Raw genomic sequence first — 13,109 nt, 5'->3', positions numbered from 1 at the left:
CCGGTTTTGCGGCGAACGCCTGTCAAAAACATGGCGTTTTTGTGATTGGTATCAATAGGCGGCTGTGAAACGCTTGCGAATATGCCGGCCTTTTTCTGCCTCATCCAGAATTGCGACTGCCAGATCAGCAACTGAAATCTTGCTTTCACCCTTGTCGTCGAAAACCGGTTCGTCGCCGCCAAGGCGATATTTTCCGGTGCGTTCGCCCGGCTGAAGAATGATCGCTGGCGACACGAATGACCATTCCAGCTCATTCTCGCCACGCAGGTCTTCGAGCGCCTGACGGGCACCGAGCGCGCCTTCCTTCCATTCGGCGGGGAATTCCGGTGAATCGACCAACTGATTGCCATTGACCGAAAGGCTGCCGGCGCCGCCAACTGCTATGAGGCGCTTGATCCCAGCCTTTTTGGTCGCTTCGGTGATGGAACGACTGCCATTGATGTGGTTTTCGCGGATATTCTTGTCGCTCCAACCCGGATTATAGGCGGAAATCACGATGTCATGTCCCGCAAGCTGCTTTGCAAGCGCGTCGGTATCGAACACATCGACCTTTACCGCCGTCACATTGGGCAGTTTTTCAACTTTCTCCGGATGGCGAACAAGCGCTGTAACCTGGTCGCCGCGTGCAGCGGCTTCCTTGAGGATTGCAGCGCCGACAAAACCTGTTGCGCCGATCAGTGCGATCTTGGTCATGGCATTCTCCTTTTCGACCTTCTCGTATCAAACGAAATAAGGTATGTTTCATAATCAGGTTATTTCTGATAACCACATATGTGATGCCATCAAGCTTGTGAAGAACGCACTTTTACATGTGCAGGATACGTGGAAGTAACCGCCATAAAGGCAAGTGTTCAGGGCAGCTCTCGCTAATGTGGAACCATCGTATCGTTCTATCTCTTCGTTTTTAAATGCTATTTGACGAGAACTACTTCGCACTTTTGCCGGAGTTGCTCTGGCTGTAACGATGGAGAAGAACGCCGGTCTGCAACTGGCTGTCCTGGAGAAACAAGATGACCATACCGACACGCCCAGATGGCAAGACGCCTTTGCTTTCGTCGACGCCTGCTTTCGAAACCGATGCGGACGGTGGCTGTCCGATCCGCGAAGTGCTGGACCGGGTGGGCGACACATGGAGCATTCTTGTTATTTTCAATCTTCAGGAAGGCTCGATGCGTTTCAATGCTTTACGCCGAACCATTGAAGGTATTTCTCAACGCATGCTGACCGTTACGCTGCGGTCGCTGGAACGGGATGGCCTCGTGTCCCGGCATGTTCGCCCGACATCTCCGCCCGAGGTGGAATATTCGCTGACGGAACTTGGACATTCTCTGGCGGTGCCTATCGACGTGCTGGGGCAATGGGCCGTCAGGAATCGCGATTTGCTTCGCGACGCGCGATCACGTTTTGATGGAGGCGTCGAATAGAAAGGAACCGGCCTCACTCCATTTGCGTTTGGCTTTCAAACAGGAGAAAGTCTGATGCCCGCAAAATCCCAGGCCCAACAGAAGGCCGCCGGTGCTGCACTTGCTGCCAAGCGCGGTGAAATCAAGAAAAGCGAACTCTTCGGTGCGTCGAAGGAAATGTTTGAATCGATGACCGAGAAGGAACTGGAAGAGTTTGCCGAAACCAAGCGCAAAGGCTTGCCGGAACATGTAGACGACAAGAAAAAGCACTGAACAGAATTGGCGAGCGCCACCGGGCACTCGCCGCAAAGGTCAGGTTGTTTACTTGTTCGCTTTGTTCGGAGCCAGTTCGATTGCCTTCAGCTTGCCATCGGTGATACCGCAGCGCAGCATGATGCTGTCCCATTTTGTTGACGCACCCTTGTTGCGCGCTTCGCCGGGAACCGAGATGACAGCGGAAACCTTGCGTGGGTCACTGGTGCTGAATTTCGAAGATTTATCATTGGTTTCAGCCGCGGAAATGTCATCCTTGGTGAAGCCGAGACGGTCATATTTCTTGCTTTTCTTGACGTAATCATAGGCACTGGCAATGCAGTCGGCAACTTGCGGAGCTGCCTGCTGATCCTTCACGAGCGTCTGGTAGTTGCCCGTAAAATCCTTCGTCCTTTTCGGAACGGCATCGGCATGGGCCGCAGCGGAAAAGCCAAGTGCGAAAATTGCGGAAACAATAAATTTGGTCGATTTCATGCCCCATGTCCTTCTGGAAACCCATCATTCACCAGCGAGTGACGGGATTGAATCGATAATGAAATTGAGATTACTGCTGCGATTCTGATTTTTTTATGAATTTCCAACGCTTACGACGATATCCTACTGGCAGATACGTGCAAGACAGGATTTGCCGTGACACCCCTGATCGAGGTGCATGTTGGTGCGATGGGCGGCATCGCCTTCCGGGCCGATGACAGTCATGAAAAGCTTGCAGCTTGCGCTATGTACCGCGCGCCAGAAAGCCTTCTCCTTGTCGGAGCCGTTCCATCCGCTTTCCAGTTCCGTCTTGCTGCCGTCCGAAAATTTGAACGACATGATGTCGAGCGCATTGGCAAAAGCATGTTCGGAAACCCGTCCTGTGGAAGCGCCGTTGACCTTCCGGCACTGGTAATCCGAGCCGGTGCCGATTTCCAAGATTTTCAAATCCGGACCGTAAACATCCTTGGCGGCTTTGGTTACCTCGCTGCTCCACTGAGCCAGCGTGACGGCCATAGCGCAATTTGTAGTGACGGCATTGGCGAATTTCAAAGGATTGTCCTTGCCAATGGCGGATAGGGACAATGGAGAGTGGGCGCCGCATTGCTCGCCATCCTCGATTGGAGGTAACAGCTTGCCCTCAACATTGCCGGAGATCAGTGCCGGGCAGGATACCTGATAGACACGCTCGTCCTTTTCCGGCTTTGGCTGCTGTTCAGGGCCAGGTTTCGATTCTTGCGGTTTCTCATCCGTCGGCTTTGGATTACCAGCCGGTTTTAGCGGCTCTGCCTGTGTCGGAGTGGAAGGAGCAGGCTTGTCCAGCGGTTGCTTTTCGGGCTCTGCTTCCGGCTTTTCCGTTGGAACGGGTGGAGTTTCCGGTTGCGGAGCCTTGTTTGCGGCATCCTCCGGGCGCGGAGCAGGCGTCGGAACGGGGATTATGAGGCCGGGAACGGGTTTGCTCTCGGTTTTTGCCGGGGCACTTTCCCGCTGTTTGGTTGTCTGCTGTTTCGGAGCAGATTTCTTCTGGCTGCGCTTTGCCGCCGGGCGTTGGCGATGTTGTTTTGCCTTTTGGGCGTCCTGCTTCAGGATGCGTTCGATGAAAGTTTGCGCCTGTGCCTCATCGGAACCGATGCCGGAAAAACACGGCGTCGCAACAAGGCTGAGCGCAATCAGAGTGGTGAATGCACCCTTGCCGGGCAGGAAAAAAGACAAAGCCATTGATGCCTCATGAATAGCAGTTCCGTCATGCCTAATGTTGAAACAGGCTGTGGCGTTCCTTCACGCTTGATGGCAGGTCGTAGCAAATGGTAGGGAACAGGCGTTGCAGACCGGTTTTTCAGGCTTTTTCGGCTGCTTGAGCTTGACAAGATAACGGCTGCATGACTAAAAGCCGCCCATCGCTGGCGCGTTTCGTGCCGGCGTTTCATTTGACGTGTCCCGTGGATGAAGATTGCGCTCGCGCGCTTCATCCTGTCAGTCCTCTAAAACGGAGGGCAGAGGAGGGCGCGTTTCCTCCAGCGCCTCCGGGCGCTATAACCTTTTGAAGGAAATGCGATGAGCAAGCGCGAATCCGCTAAGTACAAAATTGATCGCCGTCTTGGCGAAAACATCTGGGGCCGTCCGAAGTCCCCTGTAAACCGTCGTGAATATGGTCCGGGCCAGCACGGCCAGCGCCGCAAGGGCAAGCTGTCGGACTTCGGTGTACAGCTCCGCGCAAAGCAGAAGCTCAAGGGCTTCTACGGCGACATCTCCGAAAAGCAGTTCCGCAAGACCTACGAAGAAGCCGCTCGCCGCAAGGGCGACACCGGTGAAAACCTGATCGGTCTGCTGGAATCGCGTCTGGATGCAGTTGTGTACCGCGCCAAGTTCGTTCCGACGATCTTCGCTGCCCGCCAGTTCATCAACCACGGCCACGTGAATGTGAACGGTCGCCGCGTCAACGTTCAGTCCTACCGCCTGAAGGTTGGTGACGTTGTTGAAGTTCGCGAAAAGTCGAAGCAGCTGGTTATCGTTCTCGAAGCTGTTCAGCTCGCAGAACGTGATGTTCCGGATTACATCGAAGTCGACCACAACAAGCTGGTTGCGACGTACTCCCGCGTTCCGACCCTGACGGACGTGCCTTACGCCGTTCAGATGGAACCGAACCTCGTCGTCGAATTCTATTCGCGTTAATTCCAGGCGCGCTCTGGCGCGCTGGATATATGCCGAAATCGAAAAGCCGCGCTGTACATGCAGCGCGGCTTTTTCTTTTCCAGCAAAAGTGCGAAGCGGTTTTGCGTCTTTCGCAAACAAATGTTGTTTCGCGGTTTTCCCCGCCGCCAGTTTTCGCTATTAAGCCTTCAACATCTTCAATCGTTTTTTCGGGAAGCATTATGAACGCTTTCGATCCAGATATCGCAGAAGACGCAGGCAGCGACGGCTGTCACCCGCTTTTTCGCGATGTGCCGACCACGGTCGAGTTCAACAAGCTGCGCAAACGTCTTTTGCGCCTGACGCGGCAGGCTATCGAGGATTTCTCGATGGTGAAGCCCGGCGAGCGCTGGATGGTTTGCCTTTCAGGCGGCAAGGATTCCTATGGCCTGCTCGCGCTGCTGCTCGATCTCAAATGGCGCGGCCTGCTGCCGGTCGAGTTGCTGGCGGTCAATCTGGATCAGGGACAGCCGAACTTTCCCAAGCACATTCTGCCGGATTTCCTGAACCGGTATGAAATCGAGCATCGTATCGAATATCAGGATACCTATTCGATCGTCACCGACAAGCTGCCTGAAACCAGCACCTATTGCTCGCTCTGCTCGCGTTTGCGCCGGGGGAATCTCTATCGCATCGCGCGTGAAGAGGGCTGTTCGGCAATCGTTCTTGGCCATCACCGCGAAGATATTCTCGAAACCTTCTTCATGAACCTGTTTCACGGCGGGCGTCTGGCTGCAATGCCGCCGAAGCTGCTGAACGACGAAGGAGACCTGATGGTGTTCCGCCCGCTGGCCTATGCCGCGGAAGACGACCTTGAGAAGTTTGCGACCGCAATGCAGTTTCCGATCATCCCATGCGATCTGTGCGGTAGTCAGGAAGGGCTGCAGCGCAACGCGATGAAAGCCATGTTGACCGACATCGAAAAGCGTATGCCGGGGCGCAAGGACACGATGATCCGCGCCATGACGAATGTGCGTCCAAGCCATCTGCTGGATCGCAAACTGTTCGATTTTGCAGGACTGATGCTGAATGGCGAGGGAGAGGATGACCATGCGGTTTGATGAAGGACAGATGGACTGGCTGGCCGATTTGCTGGCAGATGCGGCGCGTCAGGAAATCATGCCCCGTTTTCGCAGGCTGGATGTCGGCGATATCCGGCAGAAGACGTCACCCGCCGATCTGGTAACGGAAGCGGATGTGAATGCTGAACGGTTCATCACCGCCAAGCTCAAGGAACGCTTTGCCGATGCGGTGATCGTCGGTGAGGAAGCCTGCTCGGACAATCCGGCTTTGCTGACCGGCCTTGATGATGCCGAGCTTGCCTTCACCATCGATCCGGTCGATGGCACTTTCAATTTTGCATCCGGCGTTCCGCTCTTTGGTGTCATGCTTGCGGTCGTGTCGAAAGGTGAAACCGTTGCCGGTATCATTCACGACCCCGTCGGCAATGACTGGATCATGGCTTCAAAAGGCGGCGGAAGCTACATCCGTCACGCCAATGGAGATCTGAACAAGGTCAACGTTGCCGAACCGACCTCAATTGACCAGATGACCGGCGCGATTTCGTGGCAATATACGGCTGAGCCGGTGCGGTCGCGTCTGGCGCGCAATCATACGAAGTTTCTGTCGCAGATCGGCTATCGCTGTGCAGCGCACGAATATCGCATCCTCGCCACCGGCGGCGCGCATTTTGTGGTCTACAACAAGCTGATGCCGTGGGACCATCTGCCGGGCGCACTGATCCATCAGGAAGCTGGCGGTTACCTCGCCCGATGGGATGGAAGCGATTATCTGCCGTCTCACACTGGCGGGGGCATTTTGGCCGCGCCTAGCAAGGATAGCTGGCAGTCCATTCAGGCGGCGCTCTGGGAAGAATAACGCCGTTGGAGTAATGTCCGATATGAAAAGGCCCGCTACATCGGCGGGCCTTTCCTGTTTTGCATGGCAAAATTGATCAGATCACATGTTCTGCGGGTGGGTTTTGAACCCTGAACAACCGGCCGCGTTCGGCTATCAGAACGCAGCCGAGGGCGACAAATCCGAGCACGCAATAGCCGGTTGCAACTGGCGTGGTCGTGCCGTCAAAGGCCTGACCGATAATTGCGCCCAATGCCGCGCCGATCACCGTTTGTGCAAAGCCAAGAACGGAGGAGGCCGTTCCGGCAACCTCGCCGAGCGGCTCCATCGCCAGAGCATTGAAATTGGCGGTCACGAGGCTGAACGAGAACATGATTATCATGTAAATCGCCATCAGGAACGGGAAGGGAACAGGGTTTTCCAGCGTGACGGAAAGCACCATCCACAAAAGGCTGAAGCTGGTGAAGACAAGCAACATGGTTTGGGAAATTCGCCGCATGCCGTAGCGACCGACCAGGCGCGAGTTCAAAAACGAGGCAAGCGCCAGTGTCATGGCGACAGCAGCGAAAGCCAGCGGGAACAACGCTCCGAGCTTGTAAATATCGACGAAAATCTGCTGCGCCGAGTTGATATATCCGAACAACGCGCCGAGGATGAACGATGTGCCCAGCATGTAGAACAGGGCGACGCGGTTCGAAAGCACGATACCGAAGCCACCGATCACGCTCTTGACCGTCAGCGGGCGCCGGTTGGTGGCGGGCAGGGTTTCGGGCAGGCGAAGGAAAGCCCAGATACCGACGATAAGCGCCATCAGGGCCATCGACAGGAAAATCAGGTGCCATTCGCCGAAAAGCATGATGAGCTGGCCGGTTGCAGGTGCAACGACCGGCAGGATCATGAAAACCATCATGACGAGTGACATGACTTCGGCCATCTGGCGACCGGCGAACTTGTCGCGCACGACAGAGACGGCGATTACGCGCGTTCCCGCAGCGCCCAGTCCCTGCAACACGCGCAGGATGATAAGCGTCGTGAAATCGGTGACGATGGCTGATCCCAAAGCCGCCAGAATGTAAATGACGAGTCCGCCGAACAGCGGCAGCCTGCGGCCGAAGCGATCGCTCAACGGGCCGTAGAAAAGTTGTGAAACGCCAAAACCGAGCAGATAGGCAGTGATGACGAACTGGACGTGGTTTTCCGACTGCACACCGAGGCTTGCGCCGATCTGCGGCAGGCCGGGCAGCATGATATCGACCGCCAGCGCGTTGATGGCCATGATCGCTGCGATGAGCGCAATGAATTCGCCGCGTCCACGCATGGAGGTCTTCTGGTCCGACGAACCGTTCTTGATGTCGAGCGGCATGACTGGCATTCCCTGGCAAAGTGGCGCATCGCGTCTGAAAGACACGATACGAAAGACAAAATTTAGAAAGCAGAAGCAGACAGATGGAATTCTGTCTTTGTAGCATCTAGAGCATTTCCGGCAAAAGTGCGAAGCGGTTTTGCGTAGGATAATGCGACGAAAAAATACTTAGAGCGGTTCCAGCGACTCCGTTTTAACCGGAGCCGCTCTAGCAAATGCAAAAGGCGCCGCAGAACGGCGCCTTTGGAAAAAGGTGAGGCTAAAAGCCGTATAACCGGCAATTAATCCTCAAGCAGCCTTGGTGGCAATACCCTTATCGGTAAAAAGTGCCTGCAATTCGCTCGATTGGAACATTTCGCGCACGATATCGCAGCCGCCGACGAATTCGCCCTTTACGTAAAGCTGAGGAATGGTTGGCCAGCTCGAATATTCCTTGATGCCCTGGCGCAGCTCGTCCGAGGACAGAACGTTGACGCCCTTATATTCCACACCGAGATAGTCGAGGATCTGGACGACCTGACCGGAGAAACCGCACTGCGGGAAACCCGGCGTGCCCTTCATGAAAAGCACGACGTCGTTGGTCTTCACTTCATTCGCGATGAAATCGTTGATGCCGGTCATTTGCGGTCCTTTCCAAGCATAATCCCGAAAAGTCGCCTGACTTTTCGGACAGGATTATGCGCTAAACAAATACGTCGAGGCAAATTTCGACGCAAACAGGGAGGTCTTCCCCAATATAGTCATTTGAATGCTGGTAACCACCCCGTTGGGGTGAATGCAAGTCAAATGCTCAAGAAATCCGTATAAAGGGGAGCAGCATCTTGCCGCAGCGGGGTTCGCTGCTCGAATGGGGCTCCCCTGGAACGGGCTTCCGTTATTCCGGTACGCTTGTCTGCAGGGCAAGCGCGTGAAGCACACCGCCCATATTACCCTTCAGCGCATCATAGACCATCTGGTGCTGCTGTACGCGGGACTTGCCACGGAAACTTTCCGCGACAACCTCGGCGGCATAATGGTCTCCGTCTCCGGCAAGGTCGCGGATCGTCACCTTTGCGTCGGGAATCCCCTCGCGTATCAGCTTTTCGATCTCATGTGCGTCCATAGCCATGCAAAATCTCCCGCCGTTTCCGGCTTCTTCTTATCATTTTGTCGAATCGTAACGCACCATCGTGGAACGTCAACTAACATCTGTCTAACGCTTAAATAGCCGACAAGCAAACCGCCCGGACAGGCTTTCCATCCGGGCGGTAAAAGATATCAACGATGCAAAACCAGGTCAGTTATCACTGGCCGGTTCGCCACTCATAAAGCCGGGGAACCAGCCTTCAAAGGTGCCGGTCAGATCGGCAACGCCGACATTGACCAGATCGCCAATCTTCAGGCGGTCGCCGCCAACCGTGCCGAGCACGCGGAACGGAACGCCTGCGCCTTCTGCATTGAGGGCAATGAGTTTTGCCATTTCCGCCGTAGCCGCGACGACATAACGCGCCTGATCTTCACCGAAAAGGACCGCGTGCGGTAGACCATCACCGGCATCAAGTTCTGCGCCCTTGCCGGACTTGATCGCCATTTCCGCGACGGTAATCGCCAAACCGCCATCGGAAAGGTCATGGCAGGCCGTAACCTGGCCGTTGCGGATGGCCGAACGAACAAATTCGCCGTTACGCTTTTCAAGTGCCAGATCGACTGTCGGGGCAGGGCCATCGGCACGGTCGAACAGATCGCGCAGGTAAACCGACTGGCCGAGATGTGTGCCGTCGCCGCCAAGCAGAACCAGCGTGTCACCGTCCTGCATGCCGCCGATCTTGGCGGTCTGTGTCCAGTCAGGGATGAGGCCAACGCCTGCAATGGTCGGCGTTGGCAGGATGGCCTGACCGTTGGTTTCGTTATAGAGCGAGACATTGCCCGAAACGATCGGGAAATCGAGCGCGCGGCAGGCTTCACCGATACCTTCAATGGCCTTGACGAGCTGGCCCATTATTTCCGGCTTTTCAGGGTTGCCGAAGTTCAGGTTGTCGGTCGATGCCAACGGTTCTGCGCCAGTCGCCGTGATGTTGCGCCAGCATTCGGCCACGGCCTGCTTGCCACCCTCGAATGGATCGGCTTCGCAATAGCGCGGGGTCACGTCGGATGAGAAGGCGAGCGCCTTGGTTTCATGACCCTCGACGCGGATTACACCGGCGTCGCCGCCCGGAACCTGCAGCGAATTGCCCTGAATGAGCGTATCATACTGTTCATAGACCCAGCGACGCGACGAAAGATCGGGCGAACCGATGAGCTTGAGAAGGGCTGCCGAATAGTCTTCCACCTGCGGCACATTGCTGGCCGGGAGCGGCGCGTGCTTGCCCGGCTCCATCCATGGACGATCATATTCCGGCGCTTCGTCGCCCAGATCCTTGATCGGCAGGTTGGCGACTTCCTCGCCCTGATGAATAACGCGGAAACGCAGATCGTCGGTCGTCTTGCCGACGATGGCGAAGTCGAGACCCCATTTGCGGAAAATGGCCTGCGCTTGCGTCTCCTTCTCGGGCTTCAGAACCATGAGCATGCGCTCCTGGCTTTCCGACAGCATCATCTCATAGGCCGTCATGTTCTCTTCGCGGACGGGAACATGGTCGAGAATGAGTTCAATGCCAAGGTCACCCTTTGCGCCCATTTCGACAGCCGAACAGGTGAGGCCAGCCGCACCCATATCCTGAATGGCGATAACCGCGCCGGAGGCCATCAGCTCAAGGCAGGCTTCAAGCAGGCACTTTTCGGTAAATGGATCGCCGACCTGAACGGTAGGGCGCTTTTCTTCAATCGACTCGTCGAATTCAGCGGATGCCATGGTCGCGCCGCCGACACCGTCGCGGCCCGTCTTGGCACCCAGATAGACAACCGGCAGGCCTACGCCCTTGGCTTCCGACAGGAAGATGCCATCATGCTTGGCAAGACCGGCAGCAAAGGCATTGACGAGGATATTGCCGTTATAGCGCTTGTCGAAGTTCACTTCGCCACCAACGGTCGGCACGCCGAAGGCATTGCCATAGCCGCCGACGCCCGACACGACGCCGGATACCAGGTGACGGGTCTTCGGATGATCGGGTTCGCCAAAGCGGAGCGCATTCATCGCCGCAACGGGACGCGCGCCCATGGTGAACACGTCGCGCAAAATGCCGCCGACACCGGTCGCTGCACCCTGATAGGGCTCGATGTAGGATGGGTGGTTGTGACTTTCCATCTTGAAGACGACGCAATCGCCATCGCCGATGTCCACCACGCCTGCGTTTTCACCGGGACCCTGAATAACGCGCGGTCCGGTTGTCGGAAGCGTGCGAAGCCATTTCTTGGAGGACTTGTAGGAGCAATGCTCGTTCCACATGGCCGAGAAAATTCCGAGCTCTGTGAAGGTGGGCTCGCGTCCGATCAGTTCAAGAATGCGCTGATACTCGTCCGGCTTAAGACCATGCGCTTCGATCAATTCCGGCGTGATGTCTCGCGTATTGGAAATAGTCATGGAAATGGGGAACCCCGTCGCAGGCTGCGGCGTCCGACGCCCTGTGCCTAAGGGACGGTCGCCTAAGGTTTCAAGGCGCCTCTTTAACCTATGTTTTCACGAAGTGCGACAGGAAAATACCGCTTTTCCAGCCCTTCATCGAATATCCATAATAATCGCACGCAAGCGCACGCGGTCAGACACTCCCTTCATATCCTGCCTGTTCGTTTTCAAGCAGGCGACGGAGCGTCAGAAAACAGTTTTCGACGACACTGCGATCAGCCGGAGACGAGAAGGCAACGCGGACCCTGTGATAAATCTGATCGACACGTCCGGCCTTGAACTCATCTTCATCGTCGATCAGGATTCCGCTTTCATAGGCGGCCGCCTTGAACGTGCCTGAAAGCCACGGCTCGGGCAGTCCCATCCACAGAAACGGAACTGTCGGGCGGGATACGAAATCGAAACCGTCGAAGATTTCTCTCGCCATTTTTTCGCGAATGACCGTTTCTTCGCGACATTTGCTGTGAATGGCGTCTGCTTCACCTGACAACACAAGCTGAGCGCCGGTTTCGGCGAGCAAAAACGCTGCGCCGCCCGTGACCATTTTGTGCGTTACCTTCACACGTTGGGCGCAATGCGCAGGGCAGGCGACCCAGCCGCTGCGTATCCCTGCGGCAACGGCCTTCGACAGACCAGAGACGACAAAGGTGCGTTCAGGCGCAAAACTTGCCAAGGGTGGATTCTGGTTGTCGCACATGACGCCATAGATATCGTCTTCGATAAGCCAGACATTGTAACGCCTTGCGATGTCGGCGATTGCGCGACGCCGTTCTTCAGGCATGACGGATAATGTCGGATTGTGCAGCGTCGGCATCAGAAACGCGAGGGTGGGATGTTGCTGGCGGCAGGCCCGTTCGAATTCTTCCGGGATCAGACCATATTCATCCAGACCGGCCTGAATGGTACGGCGCCCGAGAAGGCGCACGGAGCGGCTGATCTGCGCATAAGTCAGATTTTCGAACAGGATGCGATCACCCGGATTCGTGAAGGCTGTGATGATTGCGATGCTCGCAGCCTGCGCGCCATTGGTAACGACAATATTGTCGAGGTCTGGCTGCCAGTCAGCCCGCGAAAGCCATTTCTGCCCGGCTTCCAGCCAGTGCTGCGGGAAGTAGCGCGAATAGCTCGCAATATCCTGCGGGAAATCCCGGTGAATTTCGGCATTGATTTTGGCCAGAATTTCGTGCTGGCCGACATCAGGAGCGGCAGTCGTGTCGAAACGTATTTTCCCGGATGGGACGTCAGCAGGCTTTGTGCCAGCGATGCCAGAGGCGGCGAGCGCATTGTCTGCCGGTTCTTCACCCAGGACATAGGTTCCTCGCCCGACTTCACCCGTCACGAGACCGCGTTCATGGGCCAAGGCATAAGCACGACCGATTGTACCGATTGTCACCTTCAAGTCGAAAGCGAGATTGCGTTGCGGGGGAAGTTTGGCACCCGCAGGCAAACCGCCGTTGCCGATAGCCTCTTCGATGGCATCGGCAAGCTGCAGATAGAACGGGCCGGATTTACCGGCAAGGTCTGGAATCCAATTTGTCATGGTGACAACTTATAAATTGTACCTATTACCAAGTCAATTATAGAGTCAATTCGTCGCTACTTGGTGACAATGCAGACATCGAGCTAAACATAAGGTTTGCCTCCACTGCTGCCCAGCTCCCAACTGGCCCAACTGGCCCAACTGGCAATGAAATGGACCGAGCCAATGTTCTACTTTAGACCGCAGACCGAGACAATAGATACAATTCTTCCTGTGCCCATTGCAGATAGCATCACGGATTTGCCGAAAGGATTACAGGTTAATCTGACAACGGCCTCCCAGCCACAAATCGGATATGTAAACCGTTTTTTAGACTGGGTATCTTATCGAATGATGCTGCGACGCAGTCGGATCGCATTGGGCGAACTGACCGATGATCAGTTGCGCGACATTGGACTACAGCGCGACGAAGCGGAGCGCGAAGCGCGCAAGGTGCGTTTTCACTTGCGTTGAGATGCGTCGCGGAAA

14 protein-coding genes are annotated in these 13,109 nt (G+C 55.8%); 6 read left to right on the top strand and 8 right to left on the bottom strand.

Annotation, left to right across the window (positions count from 1 at the left end):
- Positions 1–51: 51 nt before the first annotated feature.
- Positions 52–693, bottom strand: a complete 642-nt coding sequence (locus tag F9K91_RS10825) for an NAD(P)-dependent oxidoreductase (protein WP_151554666.1) — start codon at positions 691–693, stop codon at positions 52–54.
- Between the two features lie 317 nt (positions 694–1,010).
- Here F9K91_RS10825 and F9K91_RS10820 point away from each other — a divergent pair, with 317 nt between their 5' ends.
- Positions 1,011–1,424 carry a winged helix-turn-helix transcriptional regulator gene (locus F9K91_RS10820; RefSeq protein ID WP_061345436.1) on the top strand — a complete coding sequence of 138 codons (414 nt, stop codon included), beginning with the start codon at positions 1,011–1,013 and terminating at the stop codon, positions 1,422–1,424.
- Positions 1,425–1,478: 54 nt separating this feature from the next.
- Complete coding sequence (locus tag F9K91_RS10815) at positions 1,479–1,676, top strand: DUF3008 family protein (protein WP_139975688.1); 198 nt, start codon at positions 1,479–1,481, stop codon at positions 1,674–1,676.
- Between the two features lie 48 nt (positions 1,677–1,724).
- Here the strand turns inward: F9K91_RS10815 and bspC are convergent, their stop codons facing one another.
- Positions 1,725–2,150 carry a type IV secretion system effector BspC gene (gene bspC / locus F9K91_RS10810; protein ID WP_151557337.1) on the bottom strand — a complete coding sequence of 142 codons (426 nt, stop codon included), beginning with the start codon at positions 2,148–2,150 and terminating at the stop codon, positions 1,725–1,727.
- 123 nt (positions 2,151–2,273) lie between these two features.
- Positions 2,274–3,368: an extensin family protein gene (locus tag F9K91_RS10805; protein ID WP_151677794.1), complete on the bottom strand. Its 1,095-nt coding sequence runs from the start codon at positions 3,366–3,368 to the stop codon at positions 2,274–2,276.
- Positions 3,369–3,704: 336 nt separating this feature from the next.
- On the opposite strand from F9K91_RS10805, the gene rpsD reads away from it, so the two are divergent.
- From rpsD to F9K91_RS10790, 3 genes are all read left to right on the top strand, one after another.
- A complete protein-coding gene (gene rpsD / locus F9K91_RS10800; RefSeq protein ID WP_061345432.1) occupies positions 3,705–4,322 on the top strand; it encodes a 30S ribosomal protein S4 in 618 nt (205 codons plus the stop codon).
- Between the two features lie 200 nt (positions 4,323–4,522).
- Complete coding sequence (gene ttcA, locus F9K91_RS10795) at positions 4,523–5,401, top strand: tRNA 2-thiocytidine(32) synthetase TtcA (protein ID WP_151557341.1); 879 nt, start codon at positions 4,523–4,525, stop codon at positions 5,399–5,401.
- Positions 5,391–6,218 (top strand): inositol monophosphatase family protein, encoded by an 828-nt coding sequence (locus tag F9K91_RS10790; RefSeq protein ID WP_151557343.1) that lies wholly within the window; start codon positions 5,391–5,393, stop codon positions 6,216–6,218. Before ttcA ends, F9K91_RS10790 begins: the two co-directional genes overlap by 11 nt.
- A gap of 76 nt (positions 6,219–6,294) precedes the next feature.
- Here F9K91_RS10790 and F9K91_RS10785 read toward each other — a convergent pair whose 3' ends face one another.
- From F9K91_RS10785 to F9K91_RS10765, 5 genes are all read right to left on the bottom strand, one after another.
- Positions 6,295–7,560: a multidrug effflux MFS transporter gene (locus F9K91_RS10785; RefSeq protein WP_151557345.1), complete on the bottom strand. Its 1,266-nt coding sequence runs from the start codon at positions 7,558–7,560 to the stop codon at positions 6,295–6,297.
- 288 nt (positions 7,561–7,848) lie between these two features.
- Positions 7,849–8,181 carry a Grx4 family monothiol glutaredoxin gene (gene grxD / locus F9K91_RS10780; RefSeq protein WP_061345429.1) on the bottom strand — a complete coding sequence of 111 codons (333 nt, stop codon included), beginning with the start codon at positions 8,179–8,181 and terminating at the stop codon, positions 7,849–7,851.
- A gap of 253 nt (positions 8,182–8,434) precedes the next feature.
- Complete coding sequence (locus F9K91_RS10775) at positions 8,435–8,668, bottom strand: BolA/IbaG family iron-sulfur metabolism protein (protein ID WP_006466620.1); 234 nt, start codon at positions 8,666–8,668, stop codon at positions 8,435–8,437.
- 168 nt (positions 8,669–8,836) lie between these two features.
- Positions 8,837–11,059 (bottom strand): phosphoribosylformylglycinamidine synthase subunit PurL, encoded by a 2,223-nt coding sequence (gene purL / locus F9K91_RS10770; RefSeq protein ID WP_151557347.1) that lies wholly within the window; start codon positions 11,057–11,059, stop codon positions 8,837–8,839.
- A 175-nt stretch (positions 11,060–11,234) separates the two neighbouring features.
- Complete coding sequence (locus tag F9K91_RS10765) at positions 11,235–12,641, bottom strand: aminotransferase-like domain-containing protein (protein WP_151651453.1); 1,407 nt, start codon at positions 12,639–12,641, stop codon at positions 11,235–11,237.
- 147 nt (positions 12,642–12,788) lie between these two features.
- Between F9K91_RS10765 and F9K91_RS10760 the strand changes: the two genes are divergently transcribed.
- Positions 12,789–13,094: a DUF1127 domain-containing protein gene (locus tag F9K91_RS10760; RefSeq protein WP_151557351.1), complete on the top strand. Its 306-nt coding sequence runs from the start codon at positions 12,789–12,791 to the stop codon at positions 13,092–13,094.
- Positions 13,095–13,109: the final 15 nt, after the last annotated feature.

The sequence above is a fragment of the Brucella tritici genome, assembly GCF_008932295.1.
Taxonomy (GTDB): Bacteria; Pseudomonadota; Alphaproteobacteria; order Rhizobiales; family Rhizobiaceae; genus Brucella; species Brucella tritici.
Note: the sequence above shows the minus strand (reverse complement) of the source record. Positions and strands in the feature narration are given on the sequence as shown.